Origin of the sequence: Hymenobacter terricola (assembly GCF_017921975.2) — a bacterium.
In the GTDB taxonomy this organism is placed as follows: domain Bacteria; phylum Bacteroidota; class Bacteroidia; order Cytophagales; family Hymenobacteraceae; genus Hymenobacter; species Hymenobacter terricola.
This window is the reverse complement of the sequence record NZ_JAGEMO020000075.1, coordinates 1-24527: the sequence shown is the minus strand read 5'-3', so window position 1 is coordinate 24527 and position 24527 is coordinate 1. Positions and strand designations below refer to the sequence as shown.

General features: G+C 61.0%; 20 protein-coding genes. 7 read left to right on the top strand and 13 right to left on the bottom strand.

Features of this window, described 5'->3' with window-relative positions; genetic code table 11:
* Window positions 1–132: 132 nt before the first annotated feature.
* From J4G38_RS23745 to J4G38_RS23735, 3 genes are all read right to left on the bottom strand, one after another.
* Window positions 133–669, bottom strand: coding sequence for a two pore domain potassium channel family protein (locus J4G38_RS23745; RefSeq protein WP_210521409.1), 537 nt, complete (start codon window positions 667–669; stop codon window positions 133–135).
* 224 nt (window positions 670–893) lie between these two features.
* On the bottom strand, window positions 894–1829 hold the full coding sequence (locus tag J4G38_RS23740) for a VOC family protein (protein WP_210521408.1): 936 nt from the start codon (window positions 1827–1829) through the stop codon (window positions 894–896).
* 119 nt (window positions 1830–1948) lie between these two features.
* On the bottom strand, window positions 1949–2650 hold the full coding sequence (locus J4G38_RS23735; protein WP_394371074.1) for an MBL fold metallo-hydrolase: 702 nt from the start codon (window positions 2648–2650) through the stop codon (window positions 1949–1951).
* Between the two features lie 1200 nt (window positions 2651–3850).
* Here J4G38_RS23735 and J4G38_RS23730 point away from each other — a divergent pair.
* Together J4G38_RS23730 and J4G38_RS23725 are read left to right on the top strand one after the other, a co-directional pair.
* On the top strand, window positions 3851–4648 hold the full coding sequence (locus J4G38_RS23730; RefSeq protein ID WP_210521406.1) for a helix-turn-helix transcriptional regulator: 798 nt from the start codon (window positions 3851–3853) through the stop codon (window positions 4646–4648).
* Between the two features lie 15 nt (window positions 4649–4663).
* Window positions 4664–5131 carry a cupin domain-containing protein gene (locus tag J4G38_RS23725; protein ID WP_210521405.1) on the top strand — a complete coding sequence of 156 codons (468 nt, stop codon included), beginning with the start codon at window positions 4664–4666 and terminating at the stop codon, window positions 5129–5131.
* Window positions 5132–5480: 349 nt separating this feature from the next.
* On the opposite strand, the gene J4G38_RS23720 is transcribed toward J4G38_RS23725, so the two are convergent.
* The 10 genes from J4G38_RS23720 to copM form a co-directional block, all read right to left on the bottom strand.
* Entirely contained in the window at window positions 5481–6293 is an 813-nt protein-coding gene (locus tag J4G38_RS23720; RefSeq protein WP_210521404.1) for a helix-turn-helix domain-containing protein, read from the bottom strand.
* 109 nt (window positions 6294–6402) lie between these two features.
* On the bottom strand, window positions 6403–7230 hold the full coding sequence (locus J4G38_RS23715) for an SDR family oxidoreductase (RefSeq protein WP_210521403.1): 828 nt from the start codon (window positions 7228–7230) through the stop codon (window positions 6403–6405).
* Window positions 7231–7442: 212 nt separating this feature from the next.
* Window positions 7443–8306: an NAD(P)-dependent oxidoreductase gene (locus J4G38_RS23710; RefSeq protein WP_210521402.1), complete on the bottom strand. Its 864-nt coding sequence runs from the start codon at window positions 8304–8306 to the stop codon at window positions 7443–7445.
* A 124-nt stretch (window positions 8307–8430) separates the two neighbouring features.
* Window positions 8431–9348 (bottom strand): SDR family NAD(P)-dependent oxidoreductase, encoded by a 918-nt coding sequence (locus J4G38_RS23705; protein WP_210521401.1) that lies wholly within the window; start codon window positions 9346–9348, stop codon window positions 8431–8433.
* A 145-nt stretch (window positions 9349–9493) separates the two neighbouring features.
* Entirely contained in the window at window positions 9494–10513 is a 1020-nt protein-coding gene (locus tag J4G38_RS23700; protein WP_210521400.1) for an aldo/keto reductase, read from the bottom strand.
* A gap of 89 nt (window positions 10514–10602) precedes the next feature.
* Window positions 10603–11514 carry a helix-turn-helix domain-containing protein gene (locus J4G38_RS23695; RefSeq protein WP_210521399.1) on the bottom strand — a complete coding sequence of 304 codons (912 nt, stop codon included), beginning with the start codon at window positions 11512–11514 and terminating at the stop codon, window positions 10603–10605.
* 143 nt (window positions 11515–11657) lie between these two features.
* Complete coding sequence (locus J4G38_RS23690; RefSeq protein WP_210521398.1) at window positions 11658–13055, bottom strand: alginate export family protein; 1398 nt, start codon at window positions 13053–13055, stop codon at window positions 11658–11660.
* Window positions 13056–13266: 211 nt separating this feature from the next.
* On the bottom strand, window positions 13267–14925 hold the full coding sequence (locus tag J4G38_RS23685; RefSeq protein ID WP_210521397.1) for an MFS transporter: 1659 nt from the start codon (window positions 14923–14925) through the stop codon (window positions 13267–13269).
* Window positions 14926–15113: 188 nt separating this feature from the next.
* On the bottom strand, window positions 15114–16523 hold the full coding sequence (locus tag J4G38_RS23680) for a YncE family protein (RefSeq protein WP_210521396.1): 1410 nt from the start codon (window positions 16521–16523) through the stop codon (window positions 15114–15116).
* A gap of 12 nt (window positions 16524–16535) precedes the next feature.
* Window positions 16536–16967, bottom strand: coding sequence for a CopM family metallochaperone (gene copM, locus J4G38_RS23675; protein ID WP_210521395.1), 432 nt, complete (start codon window positions 16965–16967; stop codon window positions 16536–16538).
* A gap of 1480 nt (window positions 16968–18447) precedes the next feature.
* Between copM and J4G38_RS23670 the strand changes: the two genes are divergently transcribed.
* The 5 genes from J4G38_RS23670 to J4G38_RS23650 form a co-directional block, all read left to right on the top strand.
* A complete protein-coding gene (locus J4G38_RS23670) occupies window positions 18448–19089 on the top strand; it encodes an efflux RND transporter periplasmic adaptor subunit (protein WP_210521394.1) in 642 nt (213 codons plus the stop codon).
* Window positions 19090–19134: 45 nt separating this feature from the next.
* Window positions 19135–20052, top strand: coding sequence for an adenylate/guanylate cyclase domain-containing protein (locus tag J4G38_RS23665; protein ID WP_210521393.1), 918 nt, complete (start codon window positions 19135–19137; stop codon window positions 20050–20052).
* A 143-nt stretch (window positions 20053–20195) separates the two neighbouring features.
* Window positions 20196–21131, top strand: coding sequence for a ring-cleaving dioxygenase (locus tag J4G38_RS23660; protein ID WP_210521392.1), 936 nt, complete (start codon window positions 20196–20198; stop codon window positions 21129–21131).
* 150 nt (window positions 21132–21281) lie between these two features.
* The gene (wrbA, locus tag J4G38_RS23655; RefSeq protein WP_210521391.1) at window positions 21282–21896 is read left to right on the top strand and encodes an NAD(P)H:quinone oxidoreductase; all 615 of its coding nucleotides are present in this window, start codon (window positions 21282–21284) and stop codon (window positions 21894–21896) included.
* A gap of 155 nt (window positions 21897–22051) precedes the next feature.
* The coding region (locus tag J4G38_RS23650) for an MGH1-like glycoside hydrolase domain-containing protein (RefSeq protein WP_226163751.1) at window positions 22052–24527 on the top strand (2476 nt) is incomplete at its 3' end.

The window sequence follows — 24527 nt, the reverse complement described above, 5'->3', positions numbered from 1 at the left end:
CGTGGTTAGCTTTCCGATTACAATCCTCCATGCCCACGCAACGTTTTGTTTGTTGAATCCCGTCGAATTCAAGCAAGCAGCCTGTGCTGTGTCAGCCCTTGGCTTAGTGGGTTGGCAAGTGTACAGACCTGCTCAGGTTTCATTGTCGAACTTTTGGCTGAACCACATTTGGAGGTAGCCCACGTTGGCAATAATCATCACCGTGGTAAAATACGCCACTACCATCTCTCCCATGGCGCAGATTCGGGCAATGGGCGACACGGGGTGAATATCGCCAACGCCGGCGGTAGTGTATTTGCCGACGCTGAAATAGAGAAAGGTTAAAAACTGCTCAATGGGGCGATGAGAAAGAGCGGTAACGCGAAAGGAAGATGGGTCAAGTTGGTAGAGACAGTAGTAATCGATTGCAAACGAGAACACAATAAGGAGCATTTGCAATACGAGAAAAACCATCATGTACTTCCGATGGTGGCCCGAGGTGACCGTAAGGTGAATCCAGCCCAGCGTTGCCAGCAAGAAATAGGTTGCTTTAACTACTGTCAACAGCACCAATAGCCCGGCTTCTACCCGGGAATTGTTTAATTCGCGGCAAGCAAAGTGAAATAGCAACAAAGTGATAAAAATGCACCCGACAAATAGCCCGGTGGCTTTCACAATGGGGGAGCGCATAGTCGGGAAGTGAAAAAAGCGGCCCAAAAATGGATGTTCCGTGGCTGGTATTCCGTCGTTACTTTGGTCGTTTCAGCATACTTTAAGGCAGCTGGCTAGCAATAGCGGCCGTGCTCGTCGCTACCGGTGCCGTGCAGCAGCAGGTTGTGGGTGGCCGGATTGGGGGCGGGCTGGTACACGTAGCGCAGCGGTTGATACCTTGTCATGGCGAAATGCGGTTTAACTTACTGCAGATGGGGAAACTGCGCGGTGATTTGCGAACGGCGGCTTTCGTACTCCGGTGGCAGCACCAGATGCGTGCCGAGCTCGGCTCGCGGCTCATCAATTGCAAAACCAGGGGTGTCGGTAGCCAGGGCGAAGCACAGGCCGCCAGGCTCCTGAAAGTATAGCGAGCGGAAATACCGGCGGTCGATTACCGGCGTAACGGAAAGGTGCCGGGCCACCAGCAGCTCCCGAAAATGCAGCAGCACTGCTTCATCGGCTACTCGAAACGCCAGGTGGTGCACCGCGCTGCCCCCTGGCTGTGCAGGGCTCCCGGGTGGCGTTTCGACCACATCTACCACGGCGGCCTGGGCCACGGTATCCGTAATTAAACGGAAGCACGAACCCTGTTTCCGCAGCACGCGGTACCCGAATACCTCAGTGAGCAGCTTCACCGTGTCAGTCGCGCTGACCAGCGTGAGCTGCACGCTGTGAAGGCCCCGCAAGGCAAATTCGGGCCCGGTTTCCGGGGTGGTCCAGGGCACGCGCTCGTCGGGGGTGTTGCTGACAATAAGTTCCAGCGGCAGGCCGTCGGGGTCGGAAAAAGCCAGGCAGGGCTCACCGAACCGTTCTTCCAGCAGGCGGTAGGGTACGTGGTGGGCCTCCAGGCGCGCCATCCAAAACGGGAAACTGCCGGACGGCACCGAATATCCCAGCGCCGATACTTCGCCAATGCCCGGGCGGCCGGGCACCACCCGGTTAGAAGGAAAAAAGGTTAAAAGGGTCCCCGGTGAGCCGGTTTCGTCGCCAAAGTAGAGGTGGTACGTGCCGGGGTCCCTGCAGTCAACCGTCTTCTTGACCAGGCGCAGCCCCAGCAGCTTGGTATACAAATCGTAGGTGCGCTGGGCCTGGCCTGCAACGGCCGCGACGTGGTGCAGGCCTAAGACTACGTTCTTCATGATAGACAGGGCTGGGAATGCACAGGGAGAACAATGACGGCTGCAGTAGAAAACAACGTCCCCAGCTGAGTATGGAACCTTTGCAGGCGGGCTGTCCTGAACCCGGCGCGTCCTTGTATTTAGATTGGCAGGCTTTCCGGAATTCCCGCCGGGAGTACTTTTAAATGGCTGCCAATGCCCAGCGCATCGAAAGCTTGCTGAAATGCCGCCGCGTGCTGGGTATAATGCGACCAGCCGTCGTAGTGCAGGGGGATAATGGTAGCCTCCGGAAACACGGCGGCGGTGTCAATGGCATCGTTGGTGTCCATTGTCACGTTGAAAGGCCCCCGGGGCTGCCCCGCCCCGGCATACACGAAAACGTAGCGGGGCTTAAACCGGCGGGCTACTTCCACAATGCCATCGAAAAAGACGGTATCACCGGTTAAATAAACCTCGTACGGGCGCGGCCCCTGCACGGAAAGCAGGAAGCCAATTACGTCGCCCGACATTTTTTCGAAGCCCGCCGGACCGTGCCGGGCCGGCGTGGCAGTAATGGTGATTTCGACCCCGTTCGGAGCCATTATTACGGTGCTCTCCCAAGGCGCCAGTCCTTTGCTGGTGCCCTGAAGCCTACCTGCTCCTACGGTAGTGGTTAAGGTCATTTTTGTCGTTTTCAGGAGCTCCCGCCCCTTCGTATCGAGGTTGTCATGGTGTTGGTCGTGACTGAGCAGCACCACGTCGGGAACTTCGATGTTGGCAATTGCCGGCCCAACGAGCTTGGTATAGGTCAAATCAGCAATGGGATACACGCCGCCTGCCGGGTCCAGGGTAGGGTCCGTCATGAAGCGGAGCCCGCCAATCTCGAGGATGACTGTCGGGCCTCCGACATAAGTTGCCAGGAGCGCAGTAGCGGGCACTATGGGCTGTTGGCCCGGCGTGGGCGTGGTTGAGCCAGCCGGCAAAGGAGAAGTTGAGGGTGACATCGGGATTTGGTTAGGTTAAGCAGTTCATCAATTCAATCAGGTTCGTAAACGCGACAGGCTTTCAGCGCCTTGCTCATGCATTCAACCGCTCAGGTGGCACCTGACCCGGATGAATTAGCCCAGTGGCCCAATGATTGGATAACTAAAAGTAGGAAATCCAAAAAGACCTGGAAATGGACGATTGGTGCCACAACTTGGATATATCGCCCTTCCTTTACCAAGAGGGAAGTGCCCCTGTAGGAAAATGGTCGTCAGGCTGGCGTTATCATCTGGTTAAAAGCGCAGGTTATCCATTTTAAGCCGGCGAGCGTGTTCCCAATTTTGCGCGGACGAAACGATGAAAATTACGGTTGCCGTAAGCCTTATCTGACCGGTGCTGGCGACCTGACAAACCCCTCAGCCCTGAAGGCTATGCGCTAAAACGGCCCCTTGGATACCAGTTCGGTCAATAAGGCTTGCATTGTCCAGACGCTGCTTTCGTCTGTGGCGCGCCGGGCGCTGCACCAACAAGCCACCAAGCCACCAAACTGGGAGCCATAGTCGTTCTGGCTACCCTGCCCACGCGGCAGCAATCCGTCGTGCAGGCCGCCATCCGGCACGCTTTTGACAATACTTACCAATGGTTGCACTGGCTGTGCGCCGGGTTGGCGGTTCGCAGTGCCAGGGTTGCATTCTGGCTGGTGCCCAAAGGCCGCCGACCACCGCTTTCCGCCACCGAAGCTGGAGCATCCGGGTAATAATTACCAGCTCTTTTAGTCACCCGTAAAAGCAGCATTTCCAACGCATTCGGCGGCCCCTGGCCACGGGCGGCCTGCGCAGCCGGGGCCTCTGCCGGGCAACCCGTCACCCTGCGGGGGCGCTTTGCCCCACCAGCGGTTCCCCCATTCGGCCATCGCCGTACCGCCCAGCCGGCGGGCCACTTGGCGCACTCTTTCCGAACGCAAGCTCCGGCAATGGTGTTACTGCCCTCTTCCCTGTCTGCCGGAATTGGTTGAGCAATAGCTTTGAAGTGTTTGAAAAGTGATGATAGAAAGTTGGCGAACCCCCGGGTTTGATAATTTGGAATTTGTACGGTCGCACCAGGTCACGCACGGCCTGCCCACCCATACCCACGATACCTATTCCATTGGCATCGCCCTGCACGGCGTGCAGCGCCTGGTCTTTGCCGAGCAAACCCTGCTGGCGGGCCCCGGCACGGTCCTGCTGTCGTCGCCGGGGCAAGTCGTCGCCCACGCCCCGCTCCCGGGCTCTGGCTGGGCGCACAAAATGCTGCATGTCAGCCCCGATTTTCTGCGTCACCTCCAGCGGCAGGGCTACATTCCGCGCCGGCAACCACTGACTTTTGGTAGCCCCCTGCGCTCCGATGCCGCGTGGGTCGCCCGTTACGATGCCCTCCACCAGCAGCAAACGCCTCCCAGCGAGCAGGCGCTGGGGGCGCTGTTGGGCGCATTGTTCGCACCCGCCGTGGTCGGGGGGGGCGCGCCCGACCCCCGATTCCAAGGCGCCGTGGCCGACGTGCAAGCGTACCTACAAGGGCATCAGCAGCAAAAACTGGCCCTGGACGGCCTGGCAAGCCGATTTGCACTGGACAAGTATCAGCTGGTGCGTCAGTTCCGCCAGCACGTGGGCATGACCCCCAACGGCTACCTCACCATGCTGCGCGTCGAGCAGGCCAAGCGGCTGCTCGCCCAGGGCTGTTCTCTGGTGGAAACCGCCCTGGAAGCGGGTTTTTACGACCAAAGCCATTTCTCGCGCTACTTCCTGCGCTACACCGGCTTCACGCCCGGCGATTTTCAGCGCGCGCAATATTTTACAAGACCAGGCGCAGCCCCGGTTGGAACCTTTGTGCATCACTAACAGACCACTTATAAAATGAAAGAATCCTTTTGGCTCTTTGGAACTCATTTAACAATATTGGCCGGCCATGCCGACACGGATGGCCGCTATGACCTGGTGGAAGGCGATTTTGCTCCCGGCGTCGAAACGCCCGTGCACCGCCACTTCACCTACGCCGAGCAATTGTATGTGCTGGCCGGTGAGTTCACCGTGCGCACCGAAGCCGGCACGGTAGTCCTGACCCCGGGCCAAAGCCATTTCATTCCGCAGGGCATGGTCCACAGCGTAGCGGCTACCAGCGCCAGCCCGGCGCGGGGCCTGGTTGTGGCCTCCCCCAGCGGCTTTGCGCATTTGATTCAGACCGTGGGCACGGTTTCCGATGGCCGCGACACGCCGGCGGCCTCGCAGTCCGACATGGCCGCGTTTATGCGGGTTTCGGCCGAAATCGGCGAAGAAATCCTGGGTCCTCCCGGCGCGCCTATCCAGGTTGCCGCAGCAAGCTAAAGCGCGCCTGACAACAGTGGTTAATCCTCTGGGGATGTGGTCTTAAAACCACGCCCAGGCCTTTTAACAGTCCCCAACCGGCGGGCCAGGGCAAAGGCCCGGCGCAGGGAGATATTACCGCCACCGATGGGGCAGCGACTGATTTGCCATTAGTTTAAATATATAAATCTAGTCATAAATCCTAAAAGGTTAAAAAAACGTCATGCTGAGCTTGTCAAAGCATCTCTACCAAACGATGCGGTAGAGATGCTTTGACAAGCTCAGCATGACGTTTTTACGATTTTTCTAATTCAGGAACAAGTCCTCTGTATGAACGTAACTTATTATGACCTTGGCTTGTGCCTGTTTATCAGGCAACTGAACCCTGGACTTGCGAAGGATTGAAGCCAAACTGCTTTTTGAATGCCGTGGAGAAGTGCGATAAGTTCTCGAACCCCACTTCCAGGTATACGTCCGAGGGCTTGCGCTTTTTGGCCTGGAGCAGGTAGTGGGCTTCTTCGAGCCGCTTTTGCTGCAGCCAGCGGCTGGGCGACACGTGAAACAGCTTTACAAAATCGCGCTTGAACGTGGCCAGGCTGCGGCCGGTGAGGTAGGCAAACTGCTTGAGGCCGAGGTTGAAGCTGAAATGCTGGGCCATGTACTGGGCCAGGTCCAGCTTGCCGGGCTCGCTGAAATCGAACAGGACGTGCCGCAGCTCCGGTTGCAGGTGCAGCAGCAACACAACGGCTTCCTGGGCTTTAAGCGCGGGGAGCTGCGGAATGGCCTGCCCGGCATTGTAGGCAATAATGGACCGGGCCAGGTCACCGAACAGCGGGTGACGGGGCAAGGCCACGACGGGCTGGGGCAGTTGGGGACGAACAATGGGCCCCGGGGCCAGGTGATGCAGCCCGCGCAGCGTCGCCTGGTCTAGCACCAGACTCACCGAGTTGAACTCGCCCCCCGGCTCGGGGTATTTGGTGCCCTTCATCAGCTGGTGGCGGGTGAGCAGGATGGTATCGCCGCTGCGGTAGGTTTGCTCGGCCCCAGCGACAAAAATGACGAAGGAACCGCTCAGGATGTGCATCAGCACGTGCTCATCCACAAAGAATTCCGTGGGCCGCTGCACCGCTATGTAGCAGGAATGCAGTACCACGGGGGTTGGGGCAAAGGGGGCAGTAGCCATGGCCGTCACGATGAAAAACTGGTTTAAAAAAACCCACCTCCTGCCACGGCCGCCGACGTAGCCGACCAGCCGCAGCGGGAGGTGAGTTGCCCGGTGGCCGCTCGCTAGCTTACGCCTCCAGGCCGAACTTTTTGCGCATGAAATTAACGTATTCCTGGTCGGGCAGGTTGGTCCGGGCTTCGAACAGGGCTTGTATATCCGGGGCGATGACGTAGCGCAGCGTGTTGGTGCCATCGGTGGCGGCACCGTAGATGACCGCCGCGACTTCCTCAGCCGTTGATAACCGGGCTTGCCCCATGGCGCCCAACACCCCGAACGCCGTGGCGGCGTAGGCATCGTAATCGGCAAGGCCCCCGTTGGGCGCGAATAGCTCGTTCGACCTGGTGTGGAAGTCCGTAGCAACCCCGCCGGGCTCGATGATTTTCACCCCGATATTGAGGGGCAGCAATTCGTAGGAAAGACCTTCCGAGAAGCCTTCCAGGGCGAATTTGGAAGCGGCGTACATCGACAGCATGGGCAGGGTAAAGCGGCCAATACCCGAGCTGACGTTGATAATCAACCCAGCGCGGCGCTGACGGAAATGCGGCAGAATGGCGCGGATGGTATTCATTACGCCAAACACGTTCACGTCGAACTGCGCCTGAATCTGCGCAGGAGCAATCGCCTCAAAAGCCCCGTACTGGCCAAATCCAGCGTTGTTGAGGAGTACATCGATGGCCCCGAACTGCTCGATGCCGGCCGCAATGGCCGAGGCGATGGTGGCCGGGTCCTGTACGTCGAGCCGGGCCAGGCTGATGTTGGAGACCTGCCCGAGCTCGTGCTCTTTTTCCGGCTGCCGCATCGAGGCGATGACGTTCCAGCCCTGCGCGGCGAAGTGGTGGGCGGCTGCTTTGCCAATACCGGACGAAGCGCCGGTAATTAAAATGGTGTGACTCATGATTTGCCTTTCTTAAAAGGTGACTTTTTGTCTGAAATGTAAAGCAGTTGGGTTACTACAACTACCATACAAAGGTCCGGCATTATTTCACCCTTTGTTTTGGCGTACGGCTCAAATTTGCTTTTCTAAAAAGCTCATTACAAATTACATAGCGGAAAAGTCCGTCCGATGCCCCAGCGTCGATGCTTTGCCACCAGCGCCGGGCCGGCCGGCTAGTTGCCGCCCCGGCCCCGCTGCAATAGGTTGACTACTTCCACCAGCCCATCGGCCCCGCTCAGTCCCCGTTCGCGCAGGGCCGAAGGGTCGAGCTGGCGGTTGCGCACGGAATCGGCAAAATGCTCGATGTCTTTGCGCATCAGGCTTTGCAGGTGGGCGGCCAGCTCGGGGGTGAAAGTGCCCAGGGCCTGCATAATCGCACTCGACCCGCTGCTGACGGCCACCATATCGTACAGCGCCGCCACGTCCACCCCAAGCTCCCCGGCCAGATGAAGCACGTCGACGGCGTTCTTCAGGTTGGTCATCGTCAGGGCGTTGTTGAGGAGCTTGGCTTGCTGGCCCGCGCCGGCGGGGCCCATGTAGGCGATTTTTCGCGAGAAGGTTTCGAACACCGGCCGGCACCGCTCCAACGCTGCCTGGTCGCCGCCCACGATGGTGGTTAGCGTCCGGGCAACGGCTCCGGGGCCGCCCCCGCTCACCGGGGCATCCAGAAACGGGTGGCCGGCCTGGCCCAGGTAGGCGGCAATCCGCGTGTTTTCGCTGGGGTCGCCGGTGCCGTGATTGACCACGATGGCCCCCGGGCGCAAGGCCTTCAGCAGCCCCTGGGTCTCCAGAATATCCCAGATGTCCTTATCGTCGGTCAGTACCAGCCCAACGATGTCGCTGGCCGCGCCCAGCTCGGCCACGCTGGCGTGCGCCGTGTGCGGCACGCCCGCCAGCGCAGCCAGCGATGCCGGACGCCGGGCCCAGACGTGCAGCTTAAACCCGGCTTCGCCAATGGCGCGGGCCATCGGCCCGCCCTGGTCGCCCAGCCCGATAAAGCCGACGTTCAGGCCGTCGGCAGTTGTGTTGCTTTCCATAATTAAGGGTCTTTAAATCAGCTCCCTTCCTACCCCAGTGCCACGTACTACGCATCGGGGATGGGCGGAGCAAACGAAAAAAAGAAGGGCACCAACGGGGCTTACCCCTGGCGCCCTTCCTTCGTTAGGCAATCAATTCCAGGGCGGCGTTCCAGAGGCGCTCGGCATTGGCCGGGTCCAGCGCGTAGGCGGCCACGCCCCGGTAGTCGGCCGGCCGGCGCAGAACCGTTTCGGCCTCGTTGCAGTCTTCAAAATACCGCCCTCCGATGCCTTCGAGCAGTGGCGAGGCCGCGAGCAGAATGGTGGTAGCGGCGCCCTGAGCGGGGTTTTTGCGGCGCTCGGGGGGCGTTTTTAGGCCCCCGGTGTGTTTTTGCAGGTTGGTGGCGATGGCCCCGGGATTGAGCGCGTTGGCGTAAATGCCCTCGCTGGCCCAGCGGCGGGTAGCCTCCACGGCCAACAGCACATCGGCCGATTTCGACTGCCCGTAGGCCAGGAATGGGTCGTAGGGAATGAAGTTGAAATGCAGGTCGTCGAAGAAGACCGGCGCAAACAAGCTGCCATTGGAGCTAACCGATACGATGCGGGCACCGCCGGCGGCGGCCAGCGCCCCGTGCAGCCCCACAGTGAGGGCAAAATGGCCCATGAAGTTCGTGGCGAACTGCATTTCCCAGCCTTCGGGGCTTGCCGTGCGCTCGGGCAGGGCCATGATGCCGGCGTTGTTAATCAGGATGTGCAGCGGGCCCTGCCAGGCCGCCACAAAGGCTTTGATGGAAGCCTGGTCGCTCAGCTCCAGGGCTGCTACCAGCACGTTGGGATTGCCCGTAGCGGCCTGGATTTCAGCGGCAACTTTATGGCCCGCCTCCGTATTGCGAACCGCCAGGGTGACCTCGGCGCCGGCGCTGGCCAGCACGCGCGCAGTTTCGATGCCGATGCCCGATGAGCCGCCGGTAACGATGGCGCGCTTGCCCCGGAGGGAAATGCCCTGCATAACTTCATCGGCGGTGGAGCTGAAGCCGAAGGGGGTTTTAAGGAGTTCTTGCATGACTTAACGACTACTTGTAGGTGGATAAATAGCTTATTAAAAGCTTACTACAAAGTTCGGACAGGATTGCACCCGTTGTTTTGGCAATCGGCTCAAAGTTGCTTTTCTAAAAAGCTCAGCTAAACTCCTGCACCCATCCCGGGGGCTACAGCTGCCGGTCCAGGCTGCTGTAGTCCATCATCCAGCCCGGATATTCGACCGCCGGGCGGCTCACGGCGTTGAGCTGCTCCAGCTCGTCGGGCGTGAAGGTTACCTCGATGGCTTTCAGGTTGTCGGCCAGCTGCGCCGCCTTGTTGACCCCGATAATTACGCTGCTCACGACCGGCTGCTGCAACAGCCAGGCCAGGGCCAGCTGCGCCACGGAAGCCCCTTTGGCTTCGGCCAGCGGGGCCAGCACGTCGAGGATGGCGAAGGCCCGCTCACGGTCCACCATCGGGAAATCAACGGTGTCGCGCCGGCTGCCGGCCGGGCCCTGCTGGTGGCGGGTAAACTTGCCGCTGAGCAAGCCGCCGGCCAACGGGCTCCACACCATGAGGCCCACTTGCTGGTCGAGCAGCAGCGGCACCAGCTCCCGCTCCAGCTCGCGGCTGGCCAGGCTGTAGTACGATTGCAGCGAGATGAACTTCTCAAGCCGCTGGCGCTCCGAGTTGGCCAGGGCTTTCATCAGCTGCCAGGCGGCCAGGTTGCTGGCTCCGATGTAGCGCACTTTGCCGCTGCGCACCAGGTCGTCGAGCACGCGCAGAGTTTCGTCGAGGGGCGTGAGGGGGTCGAAGGCGTGAATCTGGTAGAGGTCGATGTAGTCTGTGTTCAGGCGACGGAGGCTGGCCTCCACTTCCTGCATGATGTGCTTGCGGCTCAGGCCCAGGTCGTTGGGGCCGGTGCCCATGGCGCTGCGCACCTTGGTAGCAATCACCAGCGCGTCGCGCGAAAGCCCCAGGTTGCGGATGGCCTGACCGGTAATTTGTTCGGAAAGACCGGCGGAGTACATGTTGGCCGTGTCGATGAAATTGATGCCGGCGTCCACGGCGCTTTTCAGCAGGGCATCGGCGGCCGCCTGGTCGAGGGTGCCCACGGCTTCGAAGATGCCCTGGCCGCCGAAGGTCATGGTGCCGAAGCACAGCTGCGATACTTTCAGGCCGGTTTGGCCCAACAGATTGTATTTCATGGTTCAGGAATGTTATAAAAAAAACCGCCACAAAGGTCTTCTTCACGCGCGCCGCCTGAACCGGCCCAACAAACCAGAAATTACACTATTCAAACCATTTTGCGTTCCCTCTGCCGTACCTGAAGCGGCGTGGAGCCCGTGTGTTTCTTGAAAAACTCGCTGAAATACGTTGGGTAGGTGAAACCCAGCCCATCCGCAATTTCCGCAATGGACCACTGGCTGTGGTGCAGCAGCGCGGTGGCCTCACGCACGAGGCGGCCGGCGAGGTGAGCGGTGGTGGTGAGGCCGGTTGCCGCGCGCACGGCCCGGTTGAGGTGATTGACGTGGACCGCGAGCGCGGCGGCATAATCGTGGGGCGTTCGCAGGCGCAGGGGCCGGGCGGGCGACACCAGGGGGAACTGCTCCTCCAGCAGCGTCACAAACAGGGCCGCGATGCGCCCGGCCGCGTTGCGGGGAGCCACAAACGTGGCGGGCTGCATTTTCAGCGCCTCGTGCATGATGAGCTGCAGGTAATTGCGCTGCACTTCCTGCTTGTGCGAATAGCCGGAAGCGGACTCGGCCATGAGCTGCCGAAACAGCTGCTGGAGAAAGGCCAGCTGGGCCTCATCGGGAAAATAAACGGGCTGGCCGCCGGGCCGAAACAGCGAGGAATCGGCCAGCAACCGGCCCCCGGCAGCAGCGCTGTGCCAGAATGCCTCCGTGAACGCGCAATAAATGCCGGTGTTCGGGCCGGTTTCCTTTTCCCAGGCATAGGGCACCAGCGGGTTAGAAAAAACCAGCGCGGGCTGCGTAATGGTCAGGCTGCGGCTGGCGTAATGCAGCTGGCTGGTCCCGGCCGTGAGCAGGGCAATCTTGTAAAAATCCCGCTTTTGATAGGGCAGCAGGTGCGGGCCAGTGAGCGCGCTGGTATACACGTGAATCTGGTCGGCCAGGGGCTCGCCCCCGAAGTGGCTGGCCAGGTAGGTGCGGTAGAAATCGACCAGGGATTCGTGGGGGGCCATTCTTTCGGGGTTGCCTGAGGGCAACTGGCGGCGGTAAAACGGGTGGCAGGCGGGCGGGCTGTCCCGGGCATTGTGCGCGGGCTGAGCGCAACCCTCCCCAATAAGGCGTTTTACCGGGGCTTTTACTTCACCCGTGCGCCCCCTCAAAACCGCAGGGTGACCCGCGGCGCGAAATACGTGATGTTATCCCCGGCCCCGCTCTCTTTGAGGTAATCGCCGGCTTGAAAATAGGTCAGAAACACCTCGAATTTGAGGTACCGATTGGCATCCCATTCCACCTCCCCGGTGAGCTGGCTGCCGATATAGGCCGATTGGGCGGCCGTGCCGGGGCGTTTTAGTATGTAGGGCACCGTGTAGAAGCCGTCGGTGCGCCGGGCGCGCCAGAAAAAGTCCCAGTCCACGGTGGCCACTACCTGCGGCAGGCCGGGCGGGTGTAGCACGAGAATGGGATGAATGTCGCGCACATTGGTGAGGCCAATAACTGCCAGCTGGCCGAAGTATGCCCCTTTTGGGAACATGGGATTGAAGGTCTGCAAATCATTATTTTCCAGGTTTTTATCGCCGCTGATGTAGTCGGTGCGCAACGTGAGCTCAGGGTGCAGCGGCGCCGCGCGAAAGGCGTAGCCGATTTCCACCGCGACGGTTCCGGCCTGAATCCGGCCTTCGCCAAAACGCCCAAACTGTTCTACTGCCTCAATATTATAGCTGAATGCGCTGGGGGCACCCCACCAGCGGGCCCCTACCGAGTGGCGGCGCTCGGCGGCGGCACCCTGCTGAAACCGGGCGTGCTGGTTGTGAAAGCCCAGGTAATACACGTCCAGGCCGCCGTGCAGCCGGGGAACGGGCCGCACCCCGTATAAGCCCCAGAACCAGACGTCGCGGTTGCCCCCATCATCGAAAAAACCGGGTTTGGTGTTCACCGGGCGGGTTACGAAGGCATCCAGCTTCAACTGAGGGGTGAGCCAGAACAGGCGCCCGCCGTCGAACGTCCGGCGCACGTTGAGGGGGTCGCTCACCGCTACCAGCCGGGAAGAGCCGTACGCCATTTCCTGGCGCCCCAGGCGCAGCGTGAGCGAATGCGTATCGTCCCCCACGGCGACGTCGGCGAAGGCTTGGTGCAGGTCCAGCTTATCTTCGTCGGACGGGCGAGGAGTGCTGCGCTGACCGAACGCCAGCCCACTTTTTAGCTCCCCAAAAAGGCGGAAATGGCGGCCAAAATGGGCATTGGCGTGCAGCATCACCCGTTGCAGCAGGTAGCCGTTGGGGTCCTGCACCCCCTCGCCCCAGTTCGCGTGGTTCAGCCGTTCGTATTGCTCGCGAATTTCGCCGCCCAGCGTGAGAAAGCTGGTGCGGGCGGCCGTGAGCGGGATAAACTTGATGGGGTCGACCACGCTGGGGCGCACCGTCGAATCGTGGGCCAGGTAGCGATAATCCTCCTGGGCATGCAGCTGCAGAAACGGAGGCGGCGCGGCGAGCCGGGGCGGCTGGGGCTGCGACTGGCCCACGCGGGCAAGCCCCAGAAAAACCAGGAAAAAACGCACACGGTACAGGCATGAGAGAACCCGCATGGCGATAACTGGAGTGTTGTTAAACAAACAGGGGAAATCCCCGATTCGGCTGGTTTGGCAGAAGTGATTTTGGGCCGGCCGCCGCTGTTGGCGTCGTACAGCGTCGGTTGCATGCCGGCCCCGGTCGCGCAGCTCGGTGGGCTTGCGGCGGCGGACGGCCATCGGCAGCGGGCTCCGGCCGGCGCTAGCGCTGGCTTTCCAGGGTCTGCATGGGCGTAGTCGGCTCCACGTTTGAGCCGTGGGGGAATGCCAGCAGATGGGTGACGCGCGGCTTATCAGGCCCGCGGTGGTACTGCCGCACCTGGGCCTCTACCACCTGGTCTTCCTTCGTGAAGCGGTGGTGCTGGCGCTCGTGCTCGCCCCAGGTGGGGACGTAAAAGAATTCGGTGATGCGGGTGGGGTCGGTCACGTCCGAAAACAGGCCGGCCCGCAGGGCCCCGTCGCGCAGGCGCAGGCGTCGGAGTTGCTCGGCCGCGTGCTGGAAGGCGGGCATGTCGGCGGGGGCTACGTGGTATTCAATCATCACTACCACCGGGCCATCGTCGGGGTCGATGCCGCTGCCGGTAAAGGGGTCGGGAAAGTGGCCGGAAGGGGCCAGGTTGAGGCCTTCGCCCGAGCGCATGGGGAAAGGCAGGGCCAGGGCGGCACTGGCCAGCATCCAGCCGGCGGCCAGCAGCAGCGACGTATCCACGCTGAGGCGGTCGGCCAGCTCACCCCAGACCAGGCTGCCCAGCGACACGCCGGCCTGAAACACGAGCATGTAAATACCTATCACGCGGGCCTGTACCCACTTGGGTACGTTTAGCTGCACGGTGGTGCTGAAGCTGGTCATCACCATCAGCCAGGCAATGCCCGAAACGAACATCACGGCGTAGAGGAACATCACCTGCGTGATAAGGGCCAGCGCCAGGTGACTGCCCGCAAAAGTGAGCGCCCCGAGCACCACCCGCCGGTTCAGGGAGAGCCGCGCCCCCACCCGACCCAGCAGGTACGCGCCCGTGACGGCCCCCGCGCCCATCCACGACAGCATCACGCCAAACGTGCCGGCGCTTAGATGCAGCTTGCGGGCGATGACGACCGAAACCAGCCCCAGCAGAGCCGCCGTACCAAACGAGAAAGCAAACGTGCGCACCAGCACGCCGTAAATGTTGGGCGAGTACTGTACGTAGCGAATGCCCGCCTGCAGCGCCCCGATGAAATTCTCGGCCGGCCCGGTCGTAATGGTCGGTTCGCGCTTCCAGTAATACACCACGGCCCAGGTGGCCAGAAAAGAAACGCCGTTCAGCACAAATACCCAGCCCGGCGAGTAGTAGGCGATGATGGCCCCGCCCACCGCCGGCCCGATGGCGCGGGCAATATTATTGCTCACGCCGTTGAGCGTAATAGCGAATGGCATCACGGGCCGGGGCACCAGCTCCGTAGTCACCGTTTGCCAGATGGGCGCGTTCAGGGCCGCGCCCACGCCCAGCAAAAAGGTGAAACCCAGCACCCCAGGCGCCGAAATGCGGCCCGTGAACGTAAGTACCCCCAGTCCGGTAGCCACCACGGCCATGAAGCCCTGGGTGCAGAGCAGCAGTCGGCGCCGGTCTATCAAATCGGCCAGCACCCCGGCGGGCAGGCTGAGCAGGAACGCGGGCAGCGAAGTAGCGGTTTGCATCAGGGTCACGAGCAGCGCCGAAGACGTGAGCATGGTGACCACCCACACCCCGGCCACGTTCTGCATCCAGGTGCCTACGTTCGATACCAGCCCGGCAATCCAGATGGCCCGAAACAGCGCGTGGGTGAACGGCGTCCACAACGTGGCCTTGGGAGTAGAGACAGGCGAGGTGAGTGTTTGAGCCATTAGAATGCGCCAGGGCCGCGCCGCCGAAGTACGTTGAAGGAAAAAGTTGGGGGTCGGGGTTGTGTTCCGCAGCCCGCAGGCCCGCCATCAAACCGGCCATCGTAGCGTTTTCAGAACAAAATAAGGAACGGTAACCGAGATGTTGTAAAGGGTAGCGAGCAGCGCCGGGGTCCATCGGCTCACCGCCCTTACTTGTCCACCAGGGTCGGCTCGTCGCCCCCGGCTTTGGGAGCCACCACCACGTGCAAAAACGGCTGTCCCGAACGCGGCGTGTCGCTATTGGCGATGCGCTGCACCATGCCCAGCGCCTGGCCCATCCCGCCGCCTCGGGCATCGGTGCGCACACTCGTCAGGGCGTAGTCGCGGGAGTAGGGTGCCTGGGCCGAGCGGGTCAGGTAGACATCGTAATCGGTAGCGGGGGCCAGGCTGCGCAGGTTGAAGGTGGCCAGGTCCACGAGGCCTTCCGAGCGCAGGCTCATTGTGCCGGCGGCGGGCCCCGGCCGGGGGGGGCGCAGCTCCTTTACCACGGCCACCTGGTCGCCCAGCTGCTGGCCCAGGCCGGTGGTGGCGGGCGCGCCGGCGGGCACCGCGTTGGGGATGTACACCAGGGCCATGGGGTTCTGGCCCACTTTCATTTTGGCGATAACCCGGTTGGTCGCCGTGCTCACGGCCACCACCGAGTCGGCATTTTCCAGGCCCACGTACACCCGGCTGGCGTCGCCCGAGGGCCAGATGCCGTGCGGCAGCGCCCCCACCGGAATGGTGGCCAATTGCTTAAAGCCGGGCTCCCGCGAGTAGACTTTCACCACGTTTTCGCCGCCCACCGTCACGTAGGCCAGCTTGCCCTGGGCCGTTTCCACGGTGGTCACGTGGTTGGTGATGGGGCCGGTGTCGAGCACGGTCGCAATGGCCAGTGTCCGGGTGTCCAGCACCGACACCTTGCCCACGTCCTTGTGCGTGAACCAGATTTGCCGGCCGTCTTTGGTGGGGAAGATGTTGGGCGAAAACGGGCTCACCACCGGCACCCGCTTGATGATTTTATACGTGGCCACGTCCACCACGGCCAGCTCGGCCGTGAAGCTGGAGCACACGAAGGCCAGCTTGCCATCCGGTGCGAACGCCACCATGCCCGGCCCGTTGGCCACCGTTATCCGACGCGTTTCGCGCAGCGTGGCCACATCAATTACGGAAACATAGTCTTCGCCGCGCACCGTCACCCACACCTCCCGGCCGTTGGGCCGGAAAGCAGGCTCGTGCGGGGAACGCCCCACGTACACGCTGCCCTTGATGGCATTGGTAGCCGGGTCGATGAACGTCACGTTGTTGGACCCGATGGACACCACGGCCAGCAGCTTGTGGTCGGGCGCAGCCCCCAGGCCATGCACCAGCGCCTGGCCCCGGTAGAGCGGCGTCAGAATATCGGGTTGCGGCTTGCCCAGAATCACCTGGCCCAGCAGCCGGTTGTCCACCGGGTCGATGACGGAGACCGTATTGGAAATCTGGTCGGCGGTGTACACCCGGTCGCGGTGGCTCACGGCCTGACCTGCGGCCTCGGCCGAAACGAGTAGCAGGCTGCTGACAATAAGTAGGGCTTTCATAAGAAAAAAACGTTAGGGCCGGGAGGCGACCGGGTGCTGCCGGAGCCAGGCCTGCATTTGCTGAATCTCAACCTGCTGCTCGGCAATAATGCTCTGGGCTAAGCGGCGCAGCACCGGGTCTTTGCCGTAGAGCAGCTGTAAGCGGGCCATGTCAACGGCGCCCTGGTGGTGGGGCAGCATCATGGCGGCGAAGCTGGCGTCGATGTCGTCGGGGCTCGCGCCGCTCATCCGCCGCATGCCGTCGTCCATCACCGTCATCACCGAATCCATGCCGTACTGGAAAGCCGCCAGAGGCGTACCCGGTGCGGCGGCCGAGGCGGTGGCCATTCCCACCATGCCTGGCATCGCATGGGCCTTCGCCGGCCCGGCCGGTGCGTGCGGGTTCGACTGGGCCTGGGCAGTATCGCTGCCGAGCAGGACCAACAAAAAAAGCAGGTTTCTCATGTCGTTTGGTTAAAGACGATTGATGGGTCGAATCTTGCCCTAATTCGTATTAAAAGCCATAACTGTAGTAATTTATCATCGGACCTGGTGGCAGATTTGATAGTCGATTTCAGGTGGTTTGCAGGCCTCTGGGAACGGCGGGTATTGCTTTGCAGGGCGAACAACAGCCGGCACACTACGGACATGCGGCCCTTCAATTCCCTGCCTGGCCACTTTCTCTGCCTGACAAATGAATTGCAGCGTGAAGGTAGCCCCCCTTTAAATCCCTGAAAATGGATAATTGACGCTTTTGCTTAGACGAATGGAACGTTCGTTTGACCCGGAGTATGGTTGTGGCACAAGCGGCCCCCACATGCTGAAGCAGTTCTCGGGTGAGTGTATGGCCGTTTGAACGAGGTAGAGACGCAACATTTTGCGTCCCGTCGTTGAACGAAATCGCCTGACGGTGCTCCCGCGAGCCGTTCAACGACGGGACGCAAAATGCTGCGTCTCTACACCCGTACACCAACCTGAGAATTGCTGCTCTAAAGGCTGTTACCGTGGTGTTTATTCCAGCGGAATTGCAGCAGATGGATGCGGATAGTCAGCTGCCTGCTGACTATCCGGGTTGGATTTTGGCTTATGGTGACCTGGACCGGCAGGCCTAACGAGTGCTGCCCAAGCCCCGGTTTCCCTGCTGCCAACCGCCGGTAACCGATGAAGCCTGGGCCACATTAAAAAGCAACAGCCTAACTCACCTGATACTGCTTTCCTGTCTGGATAACGGATGCGCCCGATAATTGGTGAAAAAAATCGGGTCAACTAGCTGGAGACTCAGCCTTTTTGTCTAAGCAAAAGCGCTAATTGTCCATTTTCATAGCCCCTCGACGCCATCAACTTTACATTCATAATAAAGACGGGCTGGTTGCCGAACAAGCAACACCGGCAAGTCATGGATAAAGTGTGCTTTCAGGCAATGGAAACAGGTCGTTTTCAGCGATATGTAAGCCATTGCAATCTGATAATGAGCTTCATAAAGGTGCTAGTGTAACCCAGATACTTTTTTTGAGCCGCTAGTAGAATCAGCTACGGCTGAGTAGGGCGAATGGCCGTTCGGTCTGCGCATTGTTTTCAGCTCAGCGGCCCTACCCGATAATTCCGTTTCGCGACAATGCCATGTGGGCGCAGCAAGCCTGTTTCCCATGAATAAGGGGACACGATTGTAGCCGACCCCTTCGCCAATAAGGCCCTCATCGCCAGGCGACCAGGTGAAACCAAAAGCTGCCGATGCCTCTAAACCATACCCCTGAAAGGGGCGCTCGAAAAAATAAGGTAAAGCAGCGGACACGACAAAGGAGAAATAATTCCAGCTCAGGGCTGATGCAAACAGGCTGCTGCTTAACTGTAGACTGGCGTGCGGCTCGCAAGGGCAGGCGTAAAGCGCAAGTTGACGCAGGCTCATGCCGTTCCTTGCCCTGGAGGATGTGAGAATGCTTGTTAAATGAAAAAAATCTTCATTATCGGCGCGGTGCTGGGCGTATCCGTGTTCGGAGGTCTGGTGTATATAGCTCCTTTTTCTGGCGTGCCAAGTCCAGCGGTGGGCGGTGATGCACTGGCAATGGACTATTCGGATTCGACGCTCGACTCCACTTTGCTCGTTACCATGGGCGTCGTCGGGGCCGGGGGCGATGAACCCTTGTTGGCGCGCACGAACGGGCGGGTACAAGGCCTGTTTTTCTCACAAAGCGATTATGTGCGGCGCGGACAGGTATTGGTTAAGCTCAGCAATCACACGTTCGTCACGGCGCCCCGGGCCGGATTTCTGGGACCCAACCGAGTAATGATTGGCCAATACATTTACCGCAACACAATCGTGACAACGCTTTCGCGGCGTAGCTATCTCGTGGTTTCGCTGTTGTTGCCCACTGATTGGCAAGAAGGCATAAATGCCGGTGACTCGGTGCGGGTGTGGGCTGCCGCACCGCCGGCCCGGAGTAGCACCGGCATAGTGGGGACCTACCAGAAACAAGCCCTGGATGATGCACGCCTCGAAATCATCCTCACGTCACGTGCCCCGTTCCGCATCGGCGAGCAAGCGTACGTGCGGCTACAGGACAAACGCCCCCAAGTGGCCATGCACTGATTTTCAACCCATTTTTACTCACGGCATCCGCTATCCTGACTATCAATGCCTCAACTCTATGCCCTGCCTGATAGCCGAATAATTGAAATCGAGCCACACGAAACCATGCTGGCCGCCATATTGCGGCAGGGCATTCCGCACGTGCATGCTTGCGGCGGCCAGGCCCGGTGCTCAACCTGCCGCATCCACGTACTCAGTGGCTTAAACTTTTGTTCGCCTCGCAATGAGAGCGAAAAGGCATTGGCCATCCGCCTGCGCCTGCCGTTTGATGTGCGACTTGCCTGCCAGACGACGGTAACGGGCAATGTGTCCTTCCTGCGCCCCGTGTTCGATGCCCTCGACGTGAAGCTGACGCAGCGGGCGCTGCGACAGCCACGCCAGCACCTCGGCACCCAGCAACCGGTGGCGGTGCTTTTTTCCGACATTCAAGGCTATACCGCCTTTGCCGACCGGCTGCCTCCCTACGACCTGATTCATGTCCTGAACCGCTACTTTGAAGCCATGAGTGAGGAAATTGGAAACCGCCACGGCCACATCAGCGATTTCATTGGCGATGGGCTGATGGCGGTATTCGGCCTGAGCCACCCCGTCTCGGCCGTAGCCGATGCCGTAGCCGCCGGCCACGCCATGCTCCGCGCCGTCGAGCGGCTAAACCCCTACCTGAAGCAAATGTATGACTGCACGTTTCACGTGCGCCTGGGCCTCCACTACGGCAACGCCGTGGTGGGCCACATCGGGGCGGGCAGCTTCCGCAAACTGGCCACCATCGGCGATGCGGTGAACGTGGCATCCCGCCTCGAAGGCCTCAACAAGCGGTACGGCACCACGTTTCTGGTGTCGGAAGCCGTGGTGGAGGCGGCGGGCCCCGCGCTCGCTCTGCGCCAGGGCTTCGTGACGCCCCTGAAAGGCAAAAAGGGCCTGTACCGCGTGTTTGAAGTGCTGCCGGAAGCGCAACCAACCTGACAGGCTACAAAGCATTGGGCCAATAAAATTAATTCAATTTAAAATATAGATAAACATAATTACATAAGATATACTTTACTTGTCCCGCATTGGTTGTGTGCCGCCTGGCACAACCTGCTGACTCCGTTAACATTCCTTGCCCTATGGACCCACGCATTTTAGGTTTGCACCACGTCACGGCGATTGCCGGCAATGCCCAGCGCAACCACGATTTCTATACCCGGGTGCTGGGCTTGCGCTTCGTGAAGAAAACGGTCAATTTCGACGACCCCGGCACGTACCATTTTTACTTTGGCGATGAAAGGGGCTCGGCGGGTACCATTCTCACGTTTTTTCCCTGGGCGCACATCACCCCCGGGCGGCGCGGCACCGGGCAGGCCACCGAAATCGGCTACTCGGTGCCGGCCGGCAGCTTCGATTTCTGGATGGAGCGCTTCAACGCCCACGGCGTGACCTACAACAAGCCCAGCGAAAAATTCGGCGAGCCCTACCTCACCTTCCTCGACCCCGACGGCCTGAAGCTGGAGCTCATCGTGCCGAAAACCGATGACCCACGCACGCCCTGGACCACGCCCGAAGTTGGAGCCGACGTGGCCACGCGGGGCTTTCACACCGTCACGCTCACGCTGGCCAGCGCAAAGGCCACGGCCGAAATCCTGACCGATGTGTTTGGCTACACGCTGCTGGAGCAGCACGTCAACCGCTCTCGCTACGTGACCGATACGGTGCAGGGCGCGGCCTGCATCGACCTGGTGGAAGTGCCCGGCGAAGCCGCCAGCATCACGGCGGGCGGCTTGGTGCACCACATTGCCTTTCGGGTGAAAGACGACGAAGCCGAGCTGTATTTCCGGAAGCTGCTGCTGGAGAGAGGCCTGCAGCCCACTCCGCAGATTGACCGCGATTATTTCCATTCCGTGTACTTCCGCGAGCCGGGTGGCGTACTGTTCGAAATTGCCACCGAAAACCCGGGCTTCACCGTGGATGAGCCGCTGGACGAGTTGGGCACTCACCTCATGCTGCCCAGGCAACACGAACCCAGGCGGGCGCTTTTGGAAACCAGGCTGCCACAGATTGGGTAGTTCCGACCGTGTTGCGGGGCCGGGCCGTGGTGCCCTTTCCCGGATGGGCATTCCAGGCTTTTCAAGGGATTCAACATGCTGATTACCGGGTTGAAATGCCCTTTTAAGCGACCTTCATTTTTTACCCATTCACCTTTTCAGCTTTCCCTCATGAAAACCTTAGTCCTCTTTTACTCCACTTATGGCCATGTCTTCAAGCTGGCCGAAGGCATCGCCGAAGGAGCGCGCCAGGTTGCCGGCAATGAAGTGATAATCAAAAAAGTGCCCGAAACACTGCCCCAGGCCGTCCTCGACCAGATGGGAGCTACTGAGGCGCAAAAAGCTTTTGGCCACATTCCCGTGGCCACGCCCGGCGAGCTAACGGACTACGACGCCATCATTTTCGGGACGCCCACGCGCTACGGCAACATGTGCGGGCAAATGCAGGCTTATCTCGACAGCACTGGCGGCCTGTGGGCCACTGGTGCCCTGGTGGGCAAAGTGGGTGGGGCCTTTGTGAGCACGGCCACCCAGCACGGCGGCCAGGAAACCACCATTCGGGCGGTGCACACCGCGCTGTTGCACCACGGCTTCGTTCTGGTGGGCTTGCCCTATGCCTGGCAAGGCCAGATGGGCCACCATGAGGTAACCGGCGGCACCCCGTACGGGGCCAGCACCGTGGCCGGGGGCCAGGGCGAGCGCCAGCCCAGCGCCAACGAGCTGGAAGGTGCCCGCTTCCAGGGGCAGCACACGGCCGAGATTGCCCGCAGGCTATTCGCCAGATAGTTGGCTGATTTTATGCAGCTGATTTGGTAGTCGGAAGGCAGCCATACAGCAGCTGCTTGTCAGTGCACCGCAACTTCTTCGTTTCGTATTTCGAACGGAGAAGTTGCCCGGCTGCTTTTCATCCTTCCTTGCTGCCCGCACACTGCTAAGCCCCAATGAAACTGACGGCCGAACACCAACGCCTTGCCGAAGCCAATGCCAACGAGAAGGACTGGCGCAAATTCGGCCCCTACCTCTCGGAGCGGCAGTGGGGCACGGTGCGCGAGGACTACTCGGCCCAGGGCGACGCCTGGCGCTATTGCACCCACGACATGGCCCGCTCCTACGCCTACCGCTGGGGCGAGGAAGGGCTGGCCGGCGTGAGCGACGATCAGCAGCTGCTGTGCCTGGCCCTGGGCTTGTGGAATGGCCAGGACCCCATCCTCAAAGAGCGCCTCTTCGGCCTGAGCGGCCCCGAGGGCAACCACGGCGAAGACGTGAAGGAGGTGTATTACTACCTCGACAACGTGCCCACGCACGCCTACATGTGCATGCTCTACAAATACCCGCAACATGCGTTTCCGTATGAGTGGCTGGTACAGGAAAATGCGAAACGAGGCCGAATGAAGCCCGAATTTGAGTTGCTGGACACGGCCCTGTTCCACGACAACCGGTACTTCGACGTATATGTGGAATACGCCAAGGTCAGCCCCGACGACCTGCTGATGCAGATTACCGTGACCAACCACGGCCCCGAAGTGGCCCCGCTGCACGTGCTGCCCCAGCTGTGGTTCCGCAACACCTGGGCCTGGGGATTGGACGACAGTAGCCGGCCCCTGCTTGAAGCCACCCAGAATGGCGGCGCCATCGCCGTGCAACACGCCACGCTGGGCAGCCACTGCCTTTATTGCGACCAAGACCCTTCGCTGCTGTTCTGCGAAAATGAAACCAACACCGGCCGCTTGTTCGGGGTGCCGGCCACGGGCCAACACTTTAAGGATGGGATTAACGACTACGTGGTGCACGGGGCGCACGCCGCGATTAATCCCGCCCAGACGGGCACCAAAGCCGCGGCGCACTATCCGCTGCTGGTGCCCGGCGGCACCTCCCAGGTGGTGCGCCTGCGTCTGGGCCCGGTCGACCTCGCCGCTCCTTTCACCGACTTCGACCCGCTGCTAAACCAGCGCCGCCAGGAAGCCGACGAGTATTACGCCGAACTCCAGAAGGACCTGGCCGACGCGGATGCGCGCCGGGTGCAGCGGCAGGCCTGGGCCGGGATGCTCTGGAGCAAGCAGTTCTACTACTACGACGTGCCGCAGTGGCTGGCCGGCGACCCCGCCATGCCTCCCCCACCCCACGCCCGCGCCCACGGCCGCAACGCTGGCTGGAAGCACCTGAGCAACGGGGATATCGTTTCCATGCCCGACAAGTGGGAGTATCCCTGGTACGCGGCCTGGGACCTGGCTTTCCATTGCCTGCCGCTGGCCCAGCTCGACCCGGGCTTTGCCAAGCGCCAGCTGCGGCTCCTGTGCCAGGACTGGTACATGCACCCCAACGGCCAGCTGCCGGCCTACGAGTGGGCCTTTTCGGACGTGAACCCGCCCGTGCACGCCTGGGCTACCTGGCGGGTGTACAAGCAATGCCAGAAGCAAAACGATGGCGTGGGCGACCTGGAGTTTCTGGGCACCGTGTTCCACCGGCTGCTGCTCAACTTCACCTGGTGGGTGAACCGCAAAGACCGGGAAGGCCGCAACATCTTCGAGGGTGGCTTTCTGGGGTTGGACAACATCGGGCTGTTCGACCGCTCGGCCCCGCTGCCGCCGGGGGCCTACATCGAGCAGGCCGACGGCACGGCCTGGGTGGCCATGTACGCGCTCAACATGATGCGCATGGCCCTGGAGCTGGCCCGCTCCAACCCGATTTACCAGGATTTGGCCAGCAAGTTTTTCGAGCACTTCCTCTACATCGCCGGGGCCATGACCAACATGGGCGATGCCGATACCAACCTTTGGGACGACGAGGATGAATTTTACTACGATGTGCTGCACACGCCCGAAAACGGCCGGCAACTCCTGAAAACCCGCTCGCTGGTGGGCCTGATTCCGCTCTTTGCCGTGGAAGTGCTCGACGATGAAGTGCTGACGGCGGTGCCGCAGTTTGTGGCCCGGCTCGACTGGTTTCTGAAGCACCGGCCCCACTTGGCCAGCCTGGTGAGCCGCTGGCAGGAGCCGGGCATGGGCCAGACCCACCTGCTGAGCCTGCTGCGCGGCCACCGCGTGAAACGCCTGCTGGCGCGGGCCCTGGACGAGGCCGAGTTCCTGTCCGACTACGGCGTGCGGTCGCTGAGCAAGTACCACCAAAACCACCCCGTGCGCCTGCACTTCGCCGGCCGCAACCTGATGCTGCGCTACGAGCCGGGCGAGTCCGAAACCGACCTGTTCGGGGGCAACTCCAACTGGCGCGGACCGGTGTGGTTTCCGTTTAACTTCCTGCTCATTGAGTCGCTCCAGCGCTTTCACCACTATTACGGCAATGAGTTCCAGGTGGAATACCCGACCCACTCGGGGCGCTACGGCACGCTGCTCGAAATTGCCGACGGGCTCACCACCCGCCTCACCAGCTTGTTCTTGCGCAACCAGGCCGGCGTCCGCC

Excerpts from the sequence above, each read along its gene's own strand:
- J4G38_RS23745 (WP_210521409.1), bottom strand. The coding sequence starts at position 669 with ATGCGCTCCCCCATTGTGAAAGCCACCGGGCTATTTGTCGGGTGCATT.
- J4G38_RS23740 (WP_210521408.1), bottom strand. The coding sequence starts at position 1,829 with ATGAAGAACGTAGTCTTAGGCCTGCACCACGTCGCGGCCGTTGCAGGC.
- J4G38_RS23735 (WP_394371074.1), bottom strand. The coding sequence starts at position 2,650 with ATGACGGACCCTACCCTGGACCCGGCAGGCGGCGTGTATCCCATTGCT.
- J4G38_RS23725 (WP_210521405.1), top strand. The coding sequence starts at position 4,664 with ATGAAAGAATCCTTTTGGCTCTTTGGAACTCATTTAACAATATTGGCC.
- J4G38_RS23720 (WP_210521404.1), bottom strand. The coding sequence starts at position 6,293 with ATGGCTACTGCCCCCTTTGCCCCAACCCCCGTGGTACTGCATTCCTGC.
- J4G38_RS23715 (WP_210521403.1), bottom strand. The coding sequence starts at position 7,230 with ATGAGTCACACCATTTTAATTACCGGCGCTTCGTCCGGTATTGGCAAA.
- J4G38_RS23710 (WP_210521402.1), bottom strand. The coding sequence starts at position 8,306 with ATGGAAAGCAACACAACTGCCGACGGCCTGAACGTCGGCTTTATCGGG.
- J4G38_RS23705 (WP_210521401.1), bottom strand. The coding sequence starts at position 9,348 with ATGCAAGAACTCCTTAAAACCCCCTTCGGCTTCAGCTCCACCGCCGAT.
- J4G38_RS23700 (WP_210521400.1), bottom strand. The coding sequence starts at position 10,513 with ATGAAATACAATCTGTTGGGCCAAACCGGCCTGAAAGTATCGCAGCTG.
- J4G38_RS23695 (WP_210521399.1), bottom strand. The coding sequence starts at position 11,514 with ATGGCCCCCCACGAATCCCTGGTCGATTTCTACCGCACCTACCTGGCC.
- J4G38_RS23685 (WP_210521397.1), bottom strand. The coding sequence starts at position 14,925 with ATGGCTCAAACACTCACCTCGCCTGTCTCTACTCCCAAGGCCACGTTG.
- J4G38_RS23680 (WP_210521396.1), bottom strand. The coding sequence starts at position 16,523 with ATGAAAGCCCTACTTATTGTCAGCAGCCTGCTACTCGTTTCGGCCGAG.
- copM (WP_210521395.1), bottom strand. The coding sequence starts at position 16,967 with ATGAGAAACCTGCTTTTTTTGTTGGTCCTGCTCGGCAGCGATACTGCC.
- J4G38_RS23670 (WP_210521394.1), top strand. The coding sequence starts at position 18,448 with ATGAAAAAAATCTTCATTATCGGCGCGGTGCTGGGCGTATCCGTGTTC.
- J4G38_RS23665 (WP_210521393.1), top strand. The coding sequence starts at position 19,135 with ATGCCTCAACTCTATGCCCTGCCTGATAGCCGAATAATTGAAATCGAG.
- J4G38_RS23660 (WP_210521392.1), top strand. The coding sequence starts at position 20,196 with ATGGACCCACGCATTTTAGGTTTGCACCACGTCACGGCGATTGCCGGC.
- wrbA (WP_210521391.1), top strand. The coding sequence starts at position 21,282 with ATGAAAACCTTAGTCCTCTTTTACTCCACTTATGGCCATGTCTTCAAG.